This is a genomic window from Streptomyces sp. LS-MS-L19, assembly GCF_058382285.1.
Genome location: NZ_JBYCLL010000001.1, coordinates 329,531 through 349,118 on the forward strand (window position 1 = coordinate 329,531; position 19,588 = coordinate 349,118).

The following is a 19,588-nucleotide window of genomic DNA, read 5'->3' on the forward strand; positions in this document are numbered from 1 at the left end:
CAGACGCGTGCCGAAACGCCCGGAACAGCCCCTGAGGGGTCAGAAGGGGTACAGGTGGCGCTCCATCCAGTCCGCGGCGGCCCGGCGGAACAGGCGCCGGTTGTCCGCGCGCAGGAAGTCGTGCCCCTCGTCGCGCAGGACGAGGAGTTCGGCGGGGACCCCGTGCTCCCGGGCGGCCCGCACGAACTGTTCCGACTCCCCCGGCGGCACGTTGGTGTCGTGTTCGCCGTGGACGGCGAGCAGCGGGGCCCGCAGGGCGTCGATACGGCTCATCGGGGACAGGGCGCGCAGCAGTTCACGGTCGCGCTCGGGGTGGCCGTACTTGTGCGCCGCCGACTCCGCGATCCAGGGCTCGGTGCCGGCGAAGAAGGTCAGCAGGTCGGACATGCCGCAGACGGCGACGCCCGTGCGGAACAGGTCCGGGTGCCACACGAGGGAGGCGAAGGTCAGATAGCCGCCGTAGGAGCGGCCCATCACCGCCAGCCGGGTGGGGTCCGCGGGGCCCGCCGTGACCGCGTGCGCGGCGCAGTCCGCGACGTCGTCGAGGGCGGCGAAGCGGCCGGTGCCGAGGTCGGCGTCGACGAAGGACCGGCCGTGTCCGCCGGAGCCCCGGACGTCGGGGGCGAAGACGTCGAGGCCGCGCCCGAGCAGCTCGTGGTAGAGCGGGTCGAACACGGGGCGTTCCTGGTCCTCGGGGCCGCCGTGCAGGTGGATCACACAGGGCGCGGGCTGGTGCGGGGCGCGTCCCGGGGCGCGGTAGTACCAGCCGCCGAGGGGCAGTCCGTCCCGGGCGGTGAGGCGCGTCAGGACCGGGCGTACGGGCGCGCGGCCGGGCGGGACGGCGTCCTCGTCCCGGGAGGACCACGGGGTGCGCAGCAGGGACACGCCCTCGGCCCACCACACCCCGGGGCGGCGCTGGGAACCGGACAGGGCCAGCAGCAGCCGTCCCGTCCCGGCCGCCGCGACCCTGGTGACGACCTCGTGCGGCAGCGGCACCGGCCGCGCCGGTCCGGTGGTGCCCGCGATGCCGTACCCGGCGGAGGTCTCGACGACGTCGAGCTCACTGGCGCCCCGCACGTTCCACGCCAGCACGGCCGTCCGGCCGTCGTGGGCCACCGTCAGCAGGTCGAGGCCGCTGTCCGCGCGCTCCGCGACGACGGTCCTGCCGAGCGGCATGCCGTCGGCGTCGAGAGTGACGGCGAACAGCGCCGCGTACTCCCGTTCGGCGTCGCTGCGCAGCCACAGCGTCCGACCGTCGGGCGAGAACCGGCCGATCCAGTGGTCGCCGTCGGCGACCGGCAGGGTGAAGGTCGTCACCGCGTCGGTGAGGCGCCGGACGACCGCCTCCCGGCGCCCGCGCGGGCCCCGGCGCAGCAGCGCCAGCCGGCCGTCGCGGGTCAGGTCGCACACCCGCAGCGTGGGAGCGTCCGGTTCCGTGGCGAGCAGTACGGGCGAAGCCAGACCGTCGGGATCGACCAGGTAGGCGGACAGGCCCCCGCCCGGCCAGGTCGTCGCCGGGGTCCCGCCCGGCCCCACGGCGTACGCGGTGGTGCCGAGGAGGGTCGCCCGGCCGTCCCGGGCCGTCCAGTGGGTCCCGGCGCTGTTCGTCCGGCCGTCCCGGGCCGGCCGGTTGACCCCGGCGGGGTCCGGCGGCTGCCACCGGCCGTCCCCCTGGGCGCGGGAGGCGGCCGGTGCGGTCAGGGTGACGGCGACCGCCGAGCCGTCGTGGGCCCAGCAGCCCAGGTAGGCGGACGTGTCCGGGTCGGCACCGGCCAGCAGGCGGCGGCCGGTGCCGTCGGGCCGCACGCACAGCACGCGTGAGTGCTCACCGCCGCCCGGGGCGGTGGTGTACGCGATCCAGCGGCCGTCGGGCGACCAGGACACCTCCTTCACCGGGTCCGGGGAGGAGTCGAGCAGCCGGACGCCCTCCCCGTCCACGGGCCCGGCCCACAGCTGGGGGACGCCGCCCCGGTCGCAGATGAACGCGGCCTCGGTGCCGTCGGGACCTGCCGAGGGGTACCAGCAGCCGTGGGCGTGCAGCCGGGTGACGGCGTCCCGGGGGCCTTCCGCCTCGGGCAACGCCATGGGGGCGGGGGCCGCGGCGCGGGCGTGCCCCCACTCCGGTGCGGGCGACGCGCCGCCCTCGGGCCGGTGCGCCGGTGCGGGCACCGCGGTGCGGGCAGGCCCCCGCTCCGGTGCGGGCGGGGTCCGGGTGCCGGGGTCGCCGGTCACGTGATTCCGTGCGTCTGCAGCCATATCTCCAGTAGTGCCACCTGCCACAGGGCGTTGGCGCCTCGTTTGGTCCGGTGCTCGTCGGGTGCCGCCAGGAGTTCGGCCACGTACGGCTCCTGGAAGATCCCCCGCTTCCTGGCCTCGGGCGCCTCGAGCGCCTCGCGCACCCGGTCCAGGACGGGGCCGGCCATGTGCCGGATGGCCGGGACGGGGAAGTAGCCCTTGGGCCGGTCGACGATCTCCCGCGGCAGGAGCTTGCGGCCGGCCTCCTTGAGCACGCCCTTGCCGCCGTCCGCGAGCTTGAGCTCCGGCGGACAGGCCGCGGCCAGCTCCACCAGTTCGTGGTCGAGGAAGGGCACGCGGGCCTCCAGTCCCCAGGCCATGGTCATGTTGTCGACGCGCTTGACCGGGTCGTCGACGAGCATGACGTGGGTGTCCAGCCGCAGTGCGGCGTCCAGCGCGGTCTGGGCGCCGGGACGTGCCATGTGCTCCCTGACGAAGCGGCCCGACACGTCGTCCGGGAGCAGCATGTGCGGCTGGAGGACGCCGGCGAGGTCGGCGTGGGGACGGTCGAAGTAGGTCTCGGCGTACCGCTGCGGCTCCTCCTCCCGGGCGACCGCGGCCAGCTCCGGGTACCAGTGGTATCCGGCGAACACCTCGTCGGCGCCCTGCCCGCTCTGGACGACCTTCACCTCCTTGGCGACCTGCTCGGACAGCAGGTGGAAGGCGACCACGTCGTGGCTGATCATCGGCTCGCTCATCGCGGCGACGGCGCCGTCCAGGGCGGTCGACACCCGCTGCGAGGGCACCGTCATCCGGCGGTGGTCCGTGCCGAACTCCCGGGCCACCAGATCGGAGTAGCGGAACTCGTCGCCCTCCTCGCCGCCCTCGGCCTCGAAGCCCACGCTGAACGTCTTCAGGTCGCGCTGGCCCTCGTCGGCGAGCAGGGCGACGATCAGGCTGGAGTCCAGACCGCCGGAGAGCAGGACGCCGACCGGTACGTCGGAGACCATCCGGCGGCGTACGGCCGTGCGCAGCGCCTCCAGCACCGCGTCACGCCACTCGTCGGGCCCCATCCCCAGGTCCTCGGCGCGCCGGGTGTACGACGGCTGCCAGTAGCGGTGGTCCCGGTGGCTGCCGTCGGGTTCCACCACCCGCACGGTGGCCGGCGGCAGTTTGCGCACCCCGTTGAGGACGGTGTGCGGCGGGGCGACCGTGGCGTGCCAGCTCAGGTACTGGTGGACGGCCACCGGATCGATCGAGGTGTCCACGTCTCCGGCCGCCAGGAGGGCGGGCAGGGAGGAGGCGAACCGCAACCGGCCCGGGGCGGGCGCGAGATACAGCGGTTTGATGCCCAGCCGGTCGCGGCCCAGCACGAGGCGCCCGGTGCGGTGCTCGACGAGGGCGAAGGCGAACATGCCGTAGAAGCGCTCCACGCAGGCGGTCCCCCACTGGCGGTAGGCGTGGAGCACCACCTCCGTGTCGGACGTCGACGCGAAGCGGTGCCCGAGGCGCCTGAGCTCTTCGCGCAGCTCCTGGTAGTTGTAGACGCAGCCGTTGAAGACGCCGGTGATCTCGCCGTCGGCGTCGGTCATCGGCTGGGCGCCGGAGTCGGACAGGTCGATGATCTTCAGTCGTCGGTGCCCCAGCGCCACCGCGCCCCGGGTCCAGATGCCCTGGCCGTCGGGTCCGCGGGCGGCGAGCCGGTCGCTCATGCGCTCGACGGCCGCGAGGTCGGGCCGCCCCCCGTCGAAGCGGATCTCGCCGCTCAGACCGCACATGAGGCGCCGCCCCCTTCCCGGTAGCCCTCGGTCACGAGCCGGGACGGGGATCCCGGGCCGCGCCTGCCGGCCGCGACCCGGGCGGAATTGCTGGACATCGACGAAAACCTTTCCTCGGTGCTTGTCGGACAGAGGTGGAAGGCCGGGCGGCCGCGCCGCGTGGAGCGGGGTCAGCTGCCCAGGACCTCAGGGGCCCCGGAACCCGCCCGGCCCGGGGCGAAACGCCGGACCTTCCGACGGACGACGGAGGCCGGCCTGCGGTGCCGCCGCTCGCCGCGGGTCTCCGCGATCAGCAGGTCGGTGCAGGCCAGCAGGTCCTCTTCGCGTGCCTTGCGGCGCATGCGCTCGGCGGCGCTGCCCTCCGCCAGGGCCGCCTCGGTCAGATCCCTGACCGTCTCCCAGTCGCCGTGGGCCTCCAGCGCGGGACGCAGCCGGGCGAGCAGTCCGCGGACGACGTCGGCGGCGGGGGCCTCCTGGTGGGTCCGGGGATCCACCAGGGCACCCTCCAGGCCGGACCGGGCGGCCCGCCAGGAGGCGCCGCGCAGCCATTCGTGCCGGCCGTCGCAGCTCGCGGCACCGGCCGCGCGGAGTTCGAGGGCCTCGGACACCAGGGCGCGGAACAGTCCGGCGACGAGCACGACGGTCTCCACCCGCGGGCAGGCGTCGCAGATGCGCAGTTCGAGTGTCCGCAGATGCGCGGAGGGGCGGACGTCGTAGTAGATCATTCCGGGGTCGCTGATGACGCCGGTCCGGACCAGGTCGCGCACCGCGGCGTCGTAGTCGGCCGCGCTCCGAAAGCAGCCGACGGGACCGGCGGTCGGCCAGCGCTGCCAGAGCAGGGTGCGCCAGCTGGCGTAGCCGGTGTCGGTCCCCTGCCAGAACGGTGAACTGGCGGACAGCGCCAGCAGGGCGGGCAGCCAGGGCGAGATCGCGCACATCACCCCCACGGCCGTGTCGCGGTCGGGTATGTCCACGTGGACCTGGGCCCCGCAGATGAGCTGCTCGTCCGCCACCCGGCGGTACTCCTCGACCATGTGGTGATAGCGCGCGTCGGCGGTGGGGTGCCCGGAGACGGCCGGGGCGAGGGGTGCCGTGCCCGCGGCCACCACCGCCAGTCCCAGCGAGGAGGCGGCCGCGTCGAGCCGGCGTCTGGTTCTGGAGAGGTCCGAGTACAGGCCGGCCAGGGACGCGTGCACCCCGCTGTTCGACTCCACGGTGGACTGGTGCAGTTCCGTGGTGAAGGTGCGCCGGGGAAGCCGGCGCAGGACCGCGTCGGCCCGTGGCACGAGCAGCCCGCTCTCCACTTCCAGGATGTGGAACTCCTCCTCTACACCGATGCGCGTGTCCACGTTCACTCCTCGGCTGTCGGCAAAGGTCCCGCCGGTCACAGGGGTGACCCCCGAGTGCCCAGAAGATCGAGGAATAAGCGCGCTATGCACTTTTGGAGAACATCATCCGCAGATGGGCGGGTTATACGGTCAGCTGTCGGTGGTCTTGCCGACCAGGGCGCCGTACGCCAGCTGCAATGCGTCGGCCCCGGCCAGCGCCGCCGCCGCGCCCATCGCGGTGCGGGTCGCGCGCGGCCACAGCAGCTGGCCCGCGGTCAGGGTCGACGCCACCCACACGCTCATGCAGTACGGGCAGGTCATCAGCTCGCCCACGGTGTCCTTGCCGGTCTCGGACTGTGCTTCCTCGTGCAGTTCGGCGGGGCCCTGCGGACCGACATACGTCGTGAAGGGGGCGCGCAGCGGGCTCGTCACCGACGCCTTGCTGATCAGCCGGCTCAGCCGGAACGTGGCCACCGAGGTCAGGAGCACGTCCCAGGGCTGCGGCCGGTCGGGCAGGGGGCGCCCGCGGAGCCGTACGAGCGTGGCCCAGCCCGCGGTGTAGGCGCCGAACGCCGTCATGGCCGCGAGGTATCCGCGCAGGGGCCGGTCGTGGGTGCCCGCGTAGGTGCGGCTGGTGCGCCGGAGGAACGCCTGTGCCCGTCGGCCGAGGCGAGTGTCAGTGGATGTGCTCATGGTCTGCCTCGCTCAGGTTCCGCTCCGGCTCACCGCCGTCCGTGTCGTCTGTTTCCTGGCCGCGCAGGCGCACCTCGACCTGCCCCTCGGTGACCCGTGCCTCGAAGGCGGGCTGGGGCGCGATGGCCGGGCCGCGGACGTTCAGACCGTCCGTGAGGCGGAAGACGCTGCCGTGCCAGGGGCACTGGACGCAGCCCTCGGACACCGTCCCCTCGGACAGCGGTCCCGCGAGGTGGCTGCACCGGTCGGCGAGCGCGTGGACGGCTCCGTCGGTCTCCCGCAGCACCATCAGCGGTACGTCGTCCACGCTGCGCCGTACCGGCAGGCCGGGCGGGAGGTCGTCCAGCGCGCCGATCGGGTGCCAGCCCGGCGTGACGAGGTGGGGTACGGCCTCGGCGTGGTTGACGCCGGCGGCCTGCCGGTAGGCGAGGTGGCCGCCCAGCATGCCGCCCGCTCCCACGGCCATCAGGCCCAGGAAGCCCAGGGTCCGTCCCGCGCGCCGGCGGCCAGTGGCGCGGCAGGCGAGCGAGGCGGTGTACAGGCCGACGGCCGCTGTGTTGGACAGCGCGTGCACCAGTCCGACACGCATCTGCGGGCGTTGCAGTTCCGCCCAGTCCACGGCGCCCGTCAGGGCCGCGGGGGCGGCCGCGGCCAGACCTACGCCCACCAGCAGGTCCGCCGCACGGGAGCGGTCCCCGCGCAGGTCGAGGACCGCGGCGGACAGCCAGCTGCCGATCGGCACCTGCACCATCAGGGGGTGGACGGGGTGCCCGAGCCACTTTCCGTGCAGCACGTCCCGGCCGCGCCCCAGCGGCAGGGACCGTACCCCCGCTCCGAGGGCGTCGATCACCGGGTCCGGCCGCTCCTCCCGTTCCAGCCGGTCGAACAGCCGCAGGACACGGTTCTCTCGTGTACGTGGATGACGTCGTCGGTCGCTCATGGGCAGCCGGGTCTCCCCCTGCACGTGCCGCAAACGAGGACGGGGAGTTCAGCCGCCCGGCCTGATGACCGCACGCACACAGCCGTCCGTCTTCTGCTTGAACATGTCGTACGCGCGGGGCGCCTCGTCCTGGGTGCGCAGTTGACGGTCACGGCCAGCCAGCGGTCGGCGCTGTCCGTCGCCGGCCACGGCGTCCGGGCCTTTCGTACGACGACGGCGGCCCCGGCAAGTCCGGCGGCTGCCATCCAGGGGGACTTCCTGCCCGTCATGGGGTCACCTTTCAGCCGTGCGGCTCGGCACTGCCGCCGGGGCACCGCGGTGAGCGCCAAGGCCAGCGAGTACCCCGGTAGCTGCCGGCAAGCCCGGCGGGGGCACGGGCACTGAAGGTGACGACCCGAGGCGGTCAGGACTTGGACAGGGCATGGCGTCCGGGCCGGCCGGAGGTGGCGAGGCGGTGGGTGGGTCGGGCCGGGCCGGTGGGCTCGAGGTTCCGCAGCCACCGCCAGGCCATGGCCAGCAGCGCGGTGAAGACGGCAAGGAGCAGCAGGGAGGTCCACATGGGCCGGCTGCCGGGGGAATCCCACGTCGTCCAGGCCGACGATGCCGTCCACAGGGCGACACCGGCCGCGTAGAAGTTCCGCATGCGCCGCAGTTGCCGCGCGGCGCGAGCCGCCGTGGGGTCGTCAGTGTGTGTCATGCGGGGCCGTGTACCCCGATCAAGGAGGTCCACCGGACGGATGACACACGGGGCGCTCGGCGTTCAGCGATCGAGTGCGGGGAGGTGGGACAGGCCGGAGTCGACCATGATGCGGCCGACCGTCTCGGTCAGGGTGCTGTCCGCACCGATGACGGTTTCCCCGACACCGGGCAGCAGGTATCGCAGCGTGCTTGCCACGATCGGTCTTCGGCTGGAGTCCGAACACCCCCCCCACAGATCACAGAGCCCAATCAATGGACCCGCCGCCTGCACGACGCCGTTCCGCGACGCCCGTAGCGGACGACATGCCCGCACCCGGCAACGGTCCCAGCCGCCTTGTCAGCCCGCACAACTCAGATGATCCAGCCGTGGATTGGGATCAAGGCAGGAACTTACGCGTTCGCGTCGCGGAGCGTGCGCAGGATGCGTTCGAGGTGGCGGCGGTCCTCGGCTGAGAGCGGTCCGGCGAGGTGGTTTCGCAGGTGGGAGACGTGGGCGGTCAGTGCGTGGTTGAGCGCCTCACCGCCCTTGTCGGTCAGTACGGCGAGTGCGGCTCGTCGGTCGGCAGGATCGGGGTCGCGGCGGATGAGCCCTTCCTTCTCCATGCGGTCGGCGAGCCGGGTGAAGCCGCCCGAACTGAAGGACACGGCCTCTGCCAGGTCCGTCATGCGGAGCTGGTGGCCGGGGGTGCGGCCCAGTCGCAGCAGCACTTCGAACCAGGTCTGGGGTATGCCGAGATCACGGTTCACCAGGGGCTTGATACGGCTGTAGGCCTCCACGAAGAGACCGAAGAGTGTCACGTCGTCGTCGTTCACCAGTTGCTCGCTCACTCCTCAAGGATGACAGAAGGGCATGATCGGAAGAATCTGCCGTTGCAATATCTGTTGTAGCAGATATATTGTCTGCATCGGCAGATACTTCACCGTGTCCACCCCGCAGATGTGGAGTCCGTCCCATGGGAAAGCGCGTCCTGGCCGCCTTCGGCGGACACCGCCACCTCCTTCACCGCCGAACGGACCGGCTCAAGCGAGGAGGCCCGGTTGCGGACGCTGTACCGGCAGGCCGTGGCCGAAGGCGACCGGCTCGTCGTCTTGCGGCCGGCGGGCGGAGCGACGTCCGTGGGGGCGCGACCTGCAGGGCGCCCAAGGCTGAACCCCTGCTCGACACGGGCTGCCCCTCTCGACCCGGTTCACGTCGTACACCTCGCCGCGAGGCGATTTCCCCGACCATCACCCCTCACCCGAGGAAGCACGCATGAGCACTCTCTCCTTCAAGGTCCTGGACCTGGACTTCCCGGCCGGCAGCAAGAACAAGACCGCGACCCTGGTCACCGGTGAGCGGGAGGCGCTGCTGGTGGACGCGGGGTTCACTCGCGCCGACGGGCACCGTCTGGCCGCCGAGATCCTCGACTCCGGCAAGACACTCACCACAGTCTTCATCTCCCACGCCGACCCGGACTTCTACTTCGGCGCCGAAGTCGTCGCCGACGCCTTCCCTGAGGCCGTCTTCGTCGCGACCCCGATCGTCATCGAGCACATCGCCCACTCCTACGAGGGCAAGCTCAAGGCCTGGGCCGCGCTCGGCCCGAACCTGCCCACCCGCCTGGTAGACCTGACACCGCTGGACGGTGACATCACCCTGGAGGGCCACACCTTCCAGCTCAAGGGCGGCCCGGCCGGCCTGCCCGACCGCCACTACCTGTGGCAGGCCGAACACCGCGCCCTCCTCGGCGGCGTCCTGCTCTTCCAGCAGGAACACGTCTGGGTCGCCGACACCCCCACCCCCGAATCCCGCACCACCTGGATCAACCTGCTCGACGAAATGGCCGCCCTCGACCCGCACCTGGTCGTCCCCGGCCACCGCCTGCCCGACACCGCCGCCGACGCCTCCGCCATCACCGCCACCCGCGAGTACCTGATCACCTTCGAGGAGGAGCTGGGCAAGGCCGCCGACGGCGCCGCGCTCACCGAGGCGCTGGTGGCCCGCTATCCGGGCAACGGCATGCTCATCGCCGCCCAGATCGGCGCGAAGGTCGCCAAGGGCGAGATGAAGTGGGGCTGACCATGACCGACACCCCCTTCGCCACCTCCACCGCCCCCGCCGACGTCGTCCGCCGCCAGTACCTGGCCTCCGCCGCCGGCGACCTGGACGCCCTGCGCGCCACCCTCGCCCCCGACGTCGAGTGGACCGAGATGGCCGGCTTCCCCCTGGCCGGCACCTACCGCACCCCCGACGGCGTCACCGCCCACGTCATGGAACAACTCGCCAAGGACTGGGACGGCTGGACCGCCCACGACGACACCTACGTCGCCGACGGCGAGAACGTCGTCGTCCTCGCCCGCTACACCGCCACCAACAAGGCCACCGGCAAGCCGATCGACGTCCGCGTCGCCCACCACTTCGTCGTCCGCGGCGGACTCATCGTCCGCTTCGAACAGTTCGTGGACACCGCCCTCGTCCGCGACGCCATGACCGCCTGAACACCCGACCGCATCACTGCACGGCAGGAGAGATCCACATGTCCGCAGCCGACAACAAGGCACTCGTCGTCGCGTTCTACGAGCAGGCCTTCAACGACTACCAGCCCGAGCAGGCCGCCGCCGCGTACCTCGGCGAGACCTACACCCAGCACAACCCCGAGGCGCAGGACAGCCCGCAGGCCTTCGTCGGCTATGTGCACTGGCTGCGCGGGCAGTTCCCCGACCTGCGCCTGGACATCAAGCGCGTGATCGCCGAAGGGGACCTCGTGGTGACCCACAGCAATCTGCACCTCAAGCCCGGCGACCGGGGCATGGCCGTCGCCGACTTCTGGCGCGTCGCCGACGGGAAGATCGTCGAGCACTGGGACGTGATCCAGGAAGTCCCCGAGAAGAGCGCCAACGACAACACCATGTTCTGACCCCCACGGCAGCAGCACGGCACCCGTGCCTTATCCGGGCGCCGTCTGCTCCGCCTGCCTGCCGTGGTCCAGCCGCACGACACAGACAACCGAACAGAACAGACAGAGAGGCTCCCCCCCACCATGACCAGCCTTCCCAGCCGACGCCGCCTGCTTGCCACCGGAGCGGGTGCCGCTCTCGGTCTCGGCGTCGCCGCTGCCTCCGTCACCCCCGCTCGGGCCGCCACCGGCCAAGCCGCCGCGGGCCGCGTGGAATCGGGCGGCACCGAGGAGACCCGGACTCTTGACGAGCTCTACCAGGCAGCCCTCGCGGAGGGCGGCAAGCTCGTGATCTACGCCGGCGGTGACATCTCCAGCCAGGCGGACGGGATCCGCAACGGCTTCAAGAGCCGATTCCCGGACATCGATTTGACGGTGGTCGTCGACTACAGCAAGTTCCACGACGTCCGCGTCGACAACCAGTTCGCCACCGACACCCTGATACCCGACGTCGTACAGCTGCAGACCGTGCAGGACTTCGTGCGCTGGAAGCAGGAACGCCGCCTGCTCGCCTACAAGCCGGCCGGTTTCTCCAAGCTCTACGCTCCGTTCAAGGACCCGCACGGCGCGTGGGTCGCCGTCCAGGTCAGCGCCTTCAGCTACATGTACGGCCCCGCCGCGGTCGGCTCCGACACCCCCAGCGGCCCGCTCGACCTGGCCGACGCCCGCTGGAAGGGGAAGATCGCCTCCTCGTACCCGCACGACGACGACGCGGTCCTCTACCTCTACACCCTCTACGTGGAGAAGTACGGCTGGGACTGGCTCGCTCGACTGGCCGCCCAGGACCTTCAGTTCGCCCGCGGCAGCTACACCCCGTCGGCGGCCGTCAGCAGCGGCCAGAAGGCCATCGGCATCGGCGGCTCCGGCGCGCCACTGTCCACCGGGCCGGTCAAGTGGGTGCTGCCCGAGGAGGCGCCGTTCATGTCCTGGGGACAGCGGGCCGCGATCCTCAAGCAGGCCAAGAACCCCACCGCCGCCAAGCTGTACCTGAACTGGCGGCTCTCCGTCGAGCAGCAGAAGGCCGCCACGAACGGCTGGTCGGTCCGCACCGATGTCACCCCGCCGACCGGGCTGAAGCCCGTCTGGGAGTACCCCAACGGCAACCTCGACGGCTTCCCGCGCTTCATGGCCGACCGCGCGGCGATCGAGCGCTGGAAGCAGACCTTCGCCCTGTACTTCGGTGAGGTGAAGGGCGACCCCTCACCGGGCTGGCTCGGGCTGCACCCCGGAGCCTGACCGCTGACCGGTGCCGCCGGGCCCCGCGCTCCCCCGCGCGATGGGTCGGCGGCCCTCCGATTCCCGGGCGCCTTACAGGCGACGGACAGACGCAGCGACTCCGGCCCTGCCGACGTTCCTCCCCAGTACTTCGCGGTCTCATGATCTGTCCGGTGGGTTCGTCGCGGATCGTCGTTGGTAGTGACAGTGTCGGGTTGGTGAGGGGGCCGACGTCGGTGCCGGGTTCGGTGCCGGGCCCCACAGCTCGATCGGGCATCACGGCGGGCAGATCCACTTCGACGACCTTCTCCGGCGCCCGGAAGTACCAGCGCGTGAAGTACTACGACCAGTCGAAGTCCGCCAGCGTCCTCTTCGGCCCGGAACTCGACCGCAGGCTTTGCGCGGCCCGCAGTCCGGTGCGCAGCCTGCTCGCCCACCCCGGGATCACAGCCACCAACCTCCAGCACACCGGCCCGACCGGCCTGTTCCGGGTGGGAGGCGCCCACGCCAATCGGCTGTTCGCCCAGGACGTCGAGATCGGGCGGTTCTTCGGCCCCGACGGATGGAAGGAGTTGCGCGGACATCCCACGGTCGTCCGCCCCGCCCCTGCGGCGGAGGCCCTGACACCGCACGCCGCCTGTGGATGCTGTCCGAGGAGCTGACCGGTGTGGCCTACGCACCCGCCCCTTCGGCATGCCCCAGTGCCATCTTCGGCCCGCATTCAGCCGCAGCGGTGAGGGAGAGCCCTGAGGAAGTGCGTACTGCCGCGCCACGGGAAGCAGGCGTTTTCAGGAGGGCCTGCTCCGGCTCGACCAGGACGGCTTCGCTGTCGGCCACACGGCTCGGGAGAGTACGCCACAGGCGGTCCACACATGCATGGCCAGCCGGCTAGGAGCAGGCGCGTGGAGGTGTCCGCCAAGTCTGGCAGCGGCACGATGCCAGGGCTGTATCCGGCGTCGATCACGACGCCCCCTGGCTTGACGTCTTCGCCGCGCATAGTGGCGTCCCGGGTGAGCAGGAGCATCGCGACCGGCTTGCGGAGGCTCTGTACTTCGGCGGTCCGTGAGAGGGACTGGAGGGTCTCCGCCGGCTCAGCCGTCGTATATGGGCCGGCAGGCTGACAAGTCGAGACTCGATGCCCGCCTTCGCGCAACGCGCCCGCTTCATAAGTACGTTCGTCACGTCACACCGACATGCCGAGCAAGGTCTGCCGCCTTGCCTGATGTCTCCTCGACGATACGTCGAGCATCCGCGTTGCACCCGGCGCCTACAGCCGATCGCCGATCGCCGATCCTGCGGTCAGGGCCGGGTTGCTGGTGCCGCTGCGCGGGCCCGGTGCGCGCGGATCTCGTCGTGGTGGTCGGTGGCCCAGCCGATCAGGGAGGTCACGATCTCGTGGAGGCCGCGCCCCAACGGGGTGAGGGAGTACTCGACGCGCGGTGGAACCTCCGCGTATGCGGTGCGGGTGATCAGACCGTCCTCGTGGAGCTGGCGGAGCGTGAGGGTGAGCATCCGCTGGGAGATTCCGGGGACCTGGCGCTGCAGGTCGGTGTAGCGCAGCGGGCCGGCCTCCACCACCGCGATGAGCAGCAGGCTCCACTTGTCGCCGACGCGGTCGAGGACCTGCCGGATGAACTCCATGTGCTCGGCGGGGATGCTGGCACAGGGCCCCACCGCCGCCGCGCCGCCCGAACTGCCGCTGACCTCCATGACGCACATTCCTCTCCGGCACGAACACCGATGTGCCTTTTGTATCGACTTCCATACTGGCCCATCATGGCGCTACGCACAAAACGTAGGAATCAAAGCGTAGGCACGGGAGGCGCGTCATGAAGGTCGACATCTGGGCCGAGGTCACCTGCCCCTGGTGCGGGCTGGGCAGCCACCGTCTGGACCGTGCCGTGGAGCGGTTCGAGCACGGCGAGGAGGTGGAAGTCGTCCACCACTCGTTCCCGCTGAGCAGTTCCTTCCCCGTGGGTGAGACGTTCGGCGTCCGTGACGCGCTGCTGCGCCGGCACGGCATGGGCGGTTCCCAGGCGGAGGCGTCCACGCGTCGGATCGAGGCGCTGGCCGCGGCCGAGGGGCTCACCCCCTACAAGGTGTTGGACAACCTGGTCGGCAACACCGACCTGGCGCACGAGTTCCTCGCCCACGCCTCCGCCGAGGGCAGGAACCGCGAGGCCTGGGACGCGATCTTCCGCGCCTACTTCGGCCAGGCCCGCCCCGTCTTCACCATGGACGACCTGCTCGACCTGGGCCAGGAGGTCGGCCTGGACCGCGAGGGCACCCGCCGGGCGCTCACGGAGCACCGCTACCAGCGACAGGTCCGCGACGATGCCGCCCGCGCCCAGCGCCTGGGAGCCACCGGCGCGCCCTTCATCGTCGTCGACGGCAAGTACGGCATCCCCGGGGCCCAGGACAGCGACGGCCTTCTCCACGTGCTGCGCACCGCCTGGGACGAGTCCCACCCCCTCACCACCGACGGCGACGCTCCGGTCTGCGGCCCCGACGGCTGCGCCGTACCGGCACACAGCTGACCTTCACCGGTCACTCCCCGACCCACCCCTGGTCATTTCGAAAAGGCTGAATCTCCATGTCCTACCTGCTGCACATCGACGCCTCCTCGCTCGACGAGGCATCCGTCTCCCGTCAGGTCGCCCGGTCCTTCCGTGACGAGTGGAACGGCGCGGTCGTCCACCGCGACCTGGCCGTCTCCCCCGCCCCGCACCTCAGCGCGGCGGGCATCACCGCCCGCACCACCGACCCCGCCGAGCACACCCCCGACCAGGCGAAGGCCGCGGCAGTCCAGGACGAGCTGATCGAGGAGTTCCTCGGCGCCGACGCCTACCTCTTCACCGTGCCGATGTACAACCTCACGATGCCGTCCGTGTTCAAGGCATGGCTGGACCAGATCATGGTCGCCGGGCGCACCCTGAACTTCGACGGCCCCCCTCCCACCCTCGGCCGCCCCGCCACCGTGATCTCCGCACGCGGCGGCGGCTACGGCCCCGGCGCCCCCAAGCACGGCATGGACCACCTCGTGCCCACGCTGGAAACCGTCCTGGGCCACCCGACCAACCTCGGCCTCGACCTGACGACGGTCCTGCCCGAACTGACCATGGCCCCGTACGTGCCGATGATGGCTCCGCTGCTGCCGATGCACGAGGCGTCCCTGACCAAGGCGCACGACGAGGCCCGCCGCCTGGGCTCTGCCCTGACCGGCCGACAGGCCGCCTGATCCACCCCTGAACCGCCCGAAAGGCGTTTGATCACCATGAGCAACTTCCTGGTCCTCGGCGGCAGCGGCCGCACCGGCGCCCACGTCCTGGAGCACGCCGCCCGGCGCGGCCACCGCGTCCGCGCCCTCGTTCGCAACCCCGACAAGGTGCAAGCACCGGCCGGTATCGAGCTGATCCAGGGCACCCCCGCCAACATCGACGACATCCGTAGGGCCGCCGAAGGCACCGACGCGGTGATCAGCGCGCTGAACAACTCCCGCGCCTCCGACAACCCGTGGGCCAAGCCGGTCAGCCCGCCGATGTTCATGACCGACGCCACCCGCAACACGCTCACCGTCATGGGCGAACAGGGCATACCCCGCATCGTGCTGACGTCCACGCAGGGCGCCGGTGATGACTGGGCGCGGCTCAACCCGCTGGTCAAGGCGTTCATCAACCGGTCGAACATCAAGGCGGGCTTCGAGGACCACACCGGCGTCGACCAGCTCGTCCGCGCCTCGTCCGGCATCGACTGGACCCTGGCCCGCGCCGTCACCCTCACCGGCAAGCTCCTCAGCGGTCCCGTACGGGCCGCCGAGGCCGGCACCGAGAAGCCCGGCGCACGGATCAACCGCGCCGACCTCGCCCAGTTCCTCGTCCAGACGATCGAGGACGACGCATGGATCCGCAGAGCCCCCTTGGTCTGGAACACACGAGGAGCCGGAGCGGCCACGCCGCACCTGCCGGCCGACCGCCGACGTACCCCCGGTGAACAACGCGGTATGGACAGCGCCTGACGGTGCCGGTTGCTGACGAGGGCCATCCGTGAACCGACCGCACGCTTCCATCACATGTGGACATGGTCTTACCTCGGAGAAGGCCGGTGTACGGCTTCGTCGTCAACTACCCGCCACAGCCGCCCAGCAGAAGGTGTCCCCGCTTGCTCGTGCCGGAAGGCGTCCACTTCGATCGCCTCCACTGCGAGCCAGGAGCCCTGCGAGGTCAACGCTGCGGCCGGCCATGCCCCACCTCCCGGCCGGGAGCGTACGCACACCGCGTGCCGGGGGGCGGGGTGCACCTGCGGAGGACGCGCCGGGTCTCCCCCGGACGCTCAGTCCACCGAGTCCAGGTGGGTCAGGACGGAGGCGGCCTCCTCGATGAGCGAGGTGAGGGCGGTGTTGAAGGGGCCGCCGTAGGGGGCCTTCAGATGGGTTCGGAAGGCCTCCTCGTCCCGGTACGCCTCGAAGATCCAGAAGGCGCGCGGGGCCTCCGACTTGGTGTACACGTCGAAGGCGAGGTTGCCTTCCTCCGCACGGACCTTCAGGGCGTACTCCCGCAGCAGGCGGGCGACTTCGGCCGCCGCTCCCTCGCGGGCGGTGAACTCGGCGTACAGGGTCTTCGTCATGACGCCGCGTCCTCACGGCTGATCTTCTTCGCGCCGGTCATGATGGCCACCGCGTCCTCCATCGAGTAGGCGTCGGGGGTGATGACACCCGCGCAGCCGCCGAGGCGCTGGATGTGGATGCGGTCGGCGACCTCGAAGACGTTCGGCATGTTGTGGCTGATGAGGATGACGCCGAGGCCCTGGTCGCGCAGGTCGCGGACGAGCTTGAGGACCTGGCCGGTCTCGCGGACGCCGAGCGCGGCGGTGGGTTCGTCGAGGATGACGACCCGGCCGCCGAACACCGCGGTCCGGGCGACGGCCACCGACTGGCGCTGGCCTCCGGAGAGCGTCTCCACCGCCTGGTTGATGTTCTGGAGCGTGCCGATGCCGAGCCGCTTGATGTGGTCGGCGGCCTGCTTCTTCATCTCGCCGGTGTCGAGCATGCGGAACACCGAACCGAGAACGCCCTTGCGGCGGATCTCGCGGGCGAGGAAGAGGTTGCTGGCGATGTCCAGGGCGGGAGCCACGGCGAGGGTCTGGTAGACGGTCTCGATACCGGCGTCGCGGGCGTCCTGCGGCCGCTTGAAGGTGACCTCCCGGCCTTCGACGAAGATGCTGCCCCTGTCCGGGACCAGGGCGCCCGACAGGCACTTGATCAGGGTGGACTTGCCGGCGCCGTTGTCGCCGATGACGGCGAGGACCTCGCCGGGGTGCAGGGTGAGGTCGACGTCGTTCAGGCCGACGACCCGGCCGAAGACCTTGACCAGGCCCTTGGCCTCGAGAACGGGGGCGGTGGCGGTCGTCACGACTTCACACTCCGGATCCACTGGTCGACGGAGACAGCCGCGATCACCAGGACGCCGACTGCGAGGACTTGGTAGTTCGGGTCGATCCCGGCCAGGGCGAGCCCGTTGACGAAGACCTGGACGATGAGCGCGCCGATCAGCGACCCGAACACCACGCCGCGTCCGCCGAACAGGCTGGTGCCGCCGATCACCACGGCGGTGATGGACTGGAGGTTGGCGTTGAGCCCGCTGTTGGGGTCGCCGCCGCCGACCCGGCCGACCAGGACCCAGGCCGCCACCGCGATGGTGACGCCGGCCAGCATGTAGGCGCTCAGCAGCACCCGGTTGACGGAGATGCCGGCGAGCCGGGCGGCCTCGATGTCGTCGCCCACGGCGTACAGGTGACGGCCCCAGGCGGTGTAGCGCAGGGCGTAGCCGACCACCGCGTACAGGGCGATCATCAGGAGGACGCCGTACGTCAGGTTCAGCTGGCCGATGGCGATCGTCTGGCCGCTCCACATCAGGAGGTTGCCCGGCTGAAGGGAGATGGTCTGGCCCTTGGCGTAGATCAGGGTGATCGCGGTGAAGACGCTGAGGGTGCCGAGGGTGACGATGAACGGCGGCAGTTTGACCTTGGTCACCAGCAGTCCGTTGACGGCCTGTGCGGCGACCGCGACGACGGCTCCGGCCAGCAGGGCGAGCCCGCCGGGCCAGCCGCTGTCGGCGACCAGCTTCGACATCAGCAGCGAGGCGAGCACCATGACGGCGCCGATCGACAGGTCGATGCCCGCGGTCAGGATGATCACCGTCTGGCCGACGGCGAGCGTCCCGATGACGGCCACCTGCTGGGCCACCAGCGAGAGGTTCTGGAGCGCGTAGAAGCGGTCGTTCACCAGGGAGAACACGATGGCTGCGAGCACCAGCACGATCGCCGGGCTGAGCGCCGGCTGGCGGTGCAGCACCGAGTGGACGCGCTGGCTGAGGGTGGCGGGCCGGTTGAGGAACTCCTCCGCCGGTGCCGGTGTGGCTTGACTGTCCACGTGAGTGGTCACAGGGGGTCCTTCCGCTGTCTTCCCCGGTACGGCTCATGGTTCGGGTGGTGCGGGTGCGACGCCGGCGCGCTGACGGCCGCCGGCGCCGCACCGGGGTTCGGGCGTCAGCTGCCCCAGCAGGCGGACGCGGCCTGCTCCGGGGACTGGACGGTCAGACCGCCCAGGGCCTTGTTCGCGACGAGCGCGGTTCCGGTGTCGTAGAACGACTTGCCGTTGGTGACGCTGGGCTTGCTGCCGCCGCGGGCCAGCTTCGCGATGGAGCTCACGCCGAGGGCGGCCATCTTGCCGGGGTACTGCACGGCGTCGGCGGCGAACTTGCCGCTGGTGACGTTCTTCAGGCCGGAGCAGCTGCCGTCGATGGCGTAGATCGCGACGTTCTTCTCCTTGCCCGCGGCCTTGAGGGCGTTGTACGCGCCTTCACCGGCGGGCTCGTTGATCGCGTAGACGACGTTGATGTCCGGGTTGGCCGACAGACAGTTCTCCATCGCGGTGCGCCCGCCGTCGATGGCGCCCTGGGTGGGCTGGTGGCAGGCGATGGTGTACGTGCCGCCCTTGCCGCCGGTGTACTTGCCGGACTTGGCCTCCTTGCCGTTCTCGGTCTTGCTGCCCGGGTCGATGCCCATGCCCTCCAGGAAGCCGTGGTCGCGCTGGATGTCGACGGAGACCACCTGGTTGTTGAACAGGTCGAGCATGGCGATGACGGCGGGCTTGCCGTCCAGTGCCGCCGCCGCGTACTGGCCGTCGAGCTTGCCGGCCTGCTCGTTGTCCGTCGCGTAGGTGATGTCGGCGGTGCTCGCCGGGTTGAGCGCGGTGTCGAGGGCGATCACGAAGAGGCCGGCCTGCTTGGCGCGGTTCAGGGCGGCGTTCACGGCGTCGCCGTTGGTGGTGATGAGGATGCCCTTGTCGCCGCGCGATATGGCGTTGTCGACGGCGGTGATCTGGGTCTGGGTGTCGCCGTCGGAGCTGCCCGCGGCCACCGTCAGGTCCACGTTGTCCTTGGCGGCCTGGGCCTTGGCGTCCTTCTGCATGCTCACGAAGTAGGGATTGGTGAGCGTCTTCAGGATCAGCGAGACCCCGACCTTGTCGCCGCTGCCCGCCGTGGAGCCGCTGTCGGAGGAACCGCAGGCCGCCAGCGTGACGCCGAGGCACATGGTGACGCCGATCGCTGCCGCACGGACGCGCGGACTGCGGCGGCCCGACACCTGGCTGCTGGAGAAGTTCATAGCTGATCCCTTTCGGAGCCGTCCCTTGGCCGACGCTGAGACAACGTTGACTGACGGGGATGCTGGACCCATATGGACGAGGGCGTCAAGGGGCTGGTAGAC

Annotated in this window: 22 protein-coding genes; 8 read left to right on the forward strand and 14 right to left on the reverse strand. The window is 71.2% G+C overall.

The window, feature by feature from the left end; genetic code table 11:
* Positions 1 to 39: 39 nt before the first annotated feature.
* The 9 genes from AC2XR2_RS01430 to AC2XR2_RS01470 all read right to left on the reverse strand — a co-directional run bounded on the left by AC2XR2_RS01430 (position 40) and on the right by AC2XR2_RS01470 (position 8,501).
* Positions 40 to 2,256, reverse strand: a complete 2,217-nt coding sequence (locus AC2XR2_RS01430; protein WP_491513993.1) for a S9 family peptidase — start codon at positions 2,254 to 2,256, stop codon at positions 40 to 42.
* Positions 2,229 to 4,013 (reverse strand): N-acetylglutaminylglutamine amidotransferase, encoded by a 1,785-nt coding sequence (locus AC2XR2_RS01435; protein WP_491513994.1) that lies wholly within the window; start codon positions 4,011 to 4,013, stop codon positions 2,229 to 2,231. Before AC2XR2_RS01435 ends, AC2XR2_RS01430 begins: the two co-directional genes overlap by 28 nt.
* Before the next feature lie 170 nt (positions 4,014 to 4,183).
* Positions 4,184 to 5,362 (reverse strand): carboxylate-amine ligase, encoded by a 1,179-nt coding sequence (locus AC2XR2_RS01440; protein WP_491513995.1) that lies wholly within the window; start codon positions 5,360 to 5,362, stop codon positions 4,184 to 4,186.
* Positions 5,363 to 5,491: 129 nt separating this feature from the next.
* The gene (locus AC2XR2_RS01445; protein WP_381305784.1) at positions 5,492 to 6,034 is read right to left on the reverse strand and encodes a DUF1360 domain-containing protein; all 543 of its coding nucleotides are present in this window, start codon (positions 6,032 to 6,034) and stop codon (positions 5,492 to 5,494) included.
* Positions 6,018 to 6,974 (reverse strand): Rieske (2Fe-2S) protein, encoded by a 957-nt coding sequence (locus AC2XR2_RS01450; RefSeq protein WP_491513996.1) that lies wholly within the window; start codon positions 6,972 to 6,974, stop codon positions 6,018 to 6,020. Before AC2XR2_RS01450 ends, AC2XR2_RS01445 begins: the two co-directional genes overlap by 17 nt.
* A gap of 48 nt (positions 6,975 to 7,022) precedes the next feature.
* Positions 7,023 to 7,163 (reverse strand): hypothetical protein, encoded by a 141-nt coding sequence (locus tag AC2XR2_RS01455; RefSeq protein WP_491513997.1) that lies wholly within the window; start codon positions 7,161 to 7,163, stop codon positions 7,023 to 7,025.
* Positions 7,164 to 7,377: 214 nt separating this feature from the next.
* Positions 7,378 to 7,671 carry a hypothetical protein gene (locus tag AC2XR2_RS01460; RefSeq protein WP_449352207.1) on the reverse strand — a complete coding sequence of 98 codons (294 nt, stop codon included), beginning with the start codon at positions 7,669 to 7,671 and terminating at the stop codon, positions 7,378 to 7,380.
* A gap of 63 nt (positions 7,672 to 7,734) precedes the next feature.
* Entirely contained in the window at positions 7,735 to 7,869 is a 135-nt protein-coding gene (locus AC2XR2_RS01465; RefSeq protein ID WP_449352208.1) for a hypothetical protein, read from the reverse strand.
* Between the two features lie 194 nt (positions 7,870 to 8,063).
* Positions 8,064 to 8,501 carry a MarR family winged helix-turn-helix transcriptional regulator gene (locus AC2XR2_RS01470; protein WP_491513998.1) on the reverse strand — a complete coding sequence of 146 codons (438 nt, stop codon included), beginning with the start codon at positions 8,499 to 8,501 and terminating at the stop codon, positions 8,064 to 8,066.
* 424 nt (positions 8,502 to 8,925) lie between these two features.
* Between AC2XR2_RS01470 and AC2XR2_RS01475 the strand changes: the two genes are divergently transcribed.
* The 5 genes from AC2XR2_RS01475 (at position 8,926) to AC2XR2_RS01495 (ending at position 12,486) form a co-directional block, all read left to right on the forward strand.
* Positions 8,926 to 9,732, forward strand: coding sequence for an MBL fold metallo-hydrolase (locus AC2XR2_RS01475; protein WP_491513999.1), 807 nt, complete (start codon positions 8,926 to 8,928; stop codon positions 9,730 to 9,732).
* A gap of 2 nt (positions 9,733 to 9,734) precedes the next feature.
* Positions 9,735 to 10,151 (forward strand): nuclear transport factor 2 family protein, encoded by a 417-nt coding sequence (locus AC2XR2_RS01480; RefSeq protein WP_491514000.1) that lies wholly within the window; start codon positions 9,735 to 9,737, stop codon positions 10,149 to 10,151.
* 38 nt (positions 10,152 to 10,189) lie between these two features.
* Complete coding sequence (locus tag AC2XR2_RS01485) at positions 10,190 to 10,570, forward strand: nuclear transport factor 2 family protein (protein ID WP_330269223.1); 381 nt, start codon at positions 10,190 to 10,192, stop codon at positions 10,568 to 10,570.
* Between the two features lie 123 nt (positions 10,571 to 10,693).
* Entirely contained in the window at positions 10,694 to 11,845 is a 1,152-nt protein-coding gene (locus AC2XR2_RS01490; protein WP_491514001.1) for an ABC transporter substrate-binding protein, read from the forward strand.
* Positions 11,846 to 12,156: 311 nt separating this feature from the next.
* Positions 12,157 to 12,486 (forward strand): hypothetical protein, encoded by a 330-nt coding sequence (locus AC2XR2_RS01495; RefSeq protein WP_491514002.1) that lies wholly within the window; start codon positions 12,157 to 12,159, stop codon positions 12,484 to 12,486.
* A gap of 637 nt (positions 12,487 to 13,123) precedes the next feature.
* On the opposite strand, the gene AC2XR2_RS01500 is transcribed toward AC2XR2_RS01495, so the two are convergent.
* A complete protein-coding gene (locus tag AC2XR2_RS01500) occupies positions 13,124 to 13,534 on the reverse strand; it encodes a winged helix-turn-helix transcriptional regulator (protein ID WP_491514003.1) in 411 nt (136 codons plus the stop codon).
* 119 nt (positions 13,535 to 13,653) lie between these two features.
* Between AC2XR2_RS01500 and AC2XR2_RS01505 the strand changes: the two genes are divergently transcribed.
* The 3 genes from AC2XR2_RS01505 to AC2XR2_RS01515 are packed head-to-tail and all read left to right on the forward strand — an operon-like array spanning position 13,654 to position 15,839.
* Positions 13,654 to 14,361, forward strand: a complete 708-nt coding sequence (locus AC2XR2_RS01505) for a DsbA family oxidoreductase (RefSeq protein ID WP_491514004.1) — start codon at positions 13,654 to 13,656, stop codon at positions 14,359 to 14,361.
* A gap of 56 nt (positions 14,362 to 14,417) precedes the next feature.
* Positions 14,418 to 15,062, forward strand: coding sequence for an FMN-dependent NADH-azoreductase (locus AC2XR2_RS01510; protein ID WP_381303390.1), 645 nt, complete (start codon positions 14,418 to 14,420; stop codon positions 15,060 to 15,062).
* 36 nt (positions 15,063 to 15,098) lie between these two features.
* Positions 15,099 to 15,839, forward strand: a complete 741-nt coding sequence (locus tag AC2XR2_RS01515; RefSeq protein ID WP_381303392.1) for an NAD(P)-dependent oxidoreductase — start codon at positions 15,099 to 15,101, stop codon at positions 15,837 to 15,839.
* Between the two features lie 314 nt (positions 15,840 to 16,153).
* On the opposite strand, the gene AC2XR2_RS01520 is transcribed toward AC2XR2_RS01515, so the two are convergent.
* From AC2XR2_RS01520 to AC2XR2_RS01535, 4 genes are all read right to left on the reverse strand, one after another.
* Entirely contained in the window at positions 16,154 to 16,447 is a 294-nt protein-coding gene (locus AC2XR2_RS01520) for a putative quinol monooxygenase (RefSeq protein ID WP_381303394.1), read from the reverse strand.
* Positions 16,444 to 17,232 (reverse strand): ATP-binding cassette domain-containing protein, encoded by a 789-nt coding sequence (locus AC2XR2_RS01525; RefSeq protein WP_381303396.1) that lies wholly within the window; start codon positions 17,230 to 17,232, stop codon positions 16,444 to 16,446. The genes AC2XR2_RS01520 and AC2XR2_RS01525 overlap by 4 nt, the downstream gene beginning before the upstream one ends.
* Positions 17,229 to 18,263 carry an ABC transporter permease gene (locus tag AC2XR2_RS01530; RefSeq protein ID WP_123758529.1) on the reverse strand — a complete coding sequence of 345 codons (1,035 nt, stop codon included), beginning with the start codon at positions 18,261 to 18,263 and terminating at the stop codon, positions 17,229 to 17,231. Before AC2XR2_RS01530 ends, AC2XR2_RS01525 begins: the two co-directional genes overlap by 4 nt.
* Before the next feature lie 104 nt (positions 18,264 to 18,367).
* Positions 18,368 to 19,486, reverse strand: a complete 1,119-nt coding sequence (locus AC2XR2_RS01535; RefSeq protein WP_330269201.1) for a substrate-binding domain-containing protein — start codon at positions 19,484 to 19,486, stop codon at positions 18,368 to 18,370.
* Positions 19,487 to 19,588: the final 102 nt, after the last annotated feature.

Excerpts from the sequence above, each read along its gene's own strand:
- AC2XR2_RS01430 (WP_491513993.1), bottom strand. The coding sequence starts at position 2,256 with ATGGCTGCAGACGCACGGAATCACGTGACCGGCGACCCCGGCACCCGG.
- AC2XR2_RS01435 (WP_491513994.1), bottom strand. The coding sequence starts at position 4,013 with ATGTGCGGTCTGAGCGGCGAGATCCGCTTCGACGGGGGGCGGCCCGAC.
- AC2XR2_RS01445 (WP_381305784.1), bottom strand. The coding sequence starts at position 6,034 with ATGAGCACATCCACTGACACTCGCCTCGGCCGACGGGCACAGGCGTTC.
- AC2XR2_RS01450 (WP_491513996.1), bottom strand. The coding sequence starts at position 6,974 with ATGAGCGACCGACGACGTCATCCACGTACACGAGAGAACCGTGTCCTG.
- AC2XR2_RS01460 (WP_449352207.1), bottom strand. The coding sequence starts at position 7,671 with ATGACACACACTGACGACCCCACGGCGGCTCGCGCCGCGCGGCAACTG.
- AC2XR2_RS01475 (WP_491513999.1), top strand. The coding sequence starts at position 8,926 with ATGAGCACTCTCTCCTTCAAGGTCCTGGACCTGGACTTCCCGGCCGGC.
- AC2XR2_RS01480 (WP_491514000.1), top strand. The coding sequence starts at position 9,735 with ATGACCGACACCCCCTTCGCCACCTCCACCGCCCCCGCCGACGTCGTC.
- AC2XR2_RS01485 (WP_330269223.1), top strand. The coding sequence starts at position 10,190 with ATGTCCGCAGCCGACAACAAGGCACTCGTCGTCGCGTTCTACGAGCAG.
- AC2XR2_RS01490 (WP_491514001.1), top strand. The coding sequence starts at position 10,694 with ATGACCAGCCTTCCCAGCCGACGCCGCCTGCTTGCCACCGGAGCGGGT.
- AC2XR2_RS01500 (WP_491514003.1), bottom strand. The coding sequence starts at position 13,534 with ATGGAGGTCAGCGGCAGTTCGGGCGGCGCGGCGGCGGTGGGGCCCTGT.
- AC2XR2_RS01505 (WP_491514004.1), top strand. The coding sequence starts at position 13,654 with ATGAAGGTCGACATCTGGGCCGAGGTCACCTGCCCCTGGTGCGGGCTG.
- AC2XR2_RS01510 (WP_381303390.1), top strand. The coding sequence starts at position 14,418 with ATGTCCTACCTGCTGCACATCGACGCCTCCTCGCTCGACGAGGCATCC.
- AC2XR2_RS01515 (WP_381303392.1), top strand. The coding sequence starts at position 15,099 with ATGAGCAACTTCCTGGTCCTCGGCGGCAGCGGCCGCACCGGCGCCCAC.
- AC2XR2_RS01520 (WP_381303394.1), bottom strand. The coding sequence starts at position 16,447 with ATGACGAAGACCCTGTACGCCGAGTTCACCGCCCGCGAGGGAGCGGCG.
- AC2XR2_RS01535 (WP_330269201.1), bottom strand. The coding sequence starts at position 19,486 with ATGAACTTCTCCAGCAGCCAGGTGTCGGGCCGCCGCAGTCCGCGCGTC.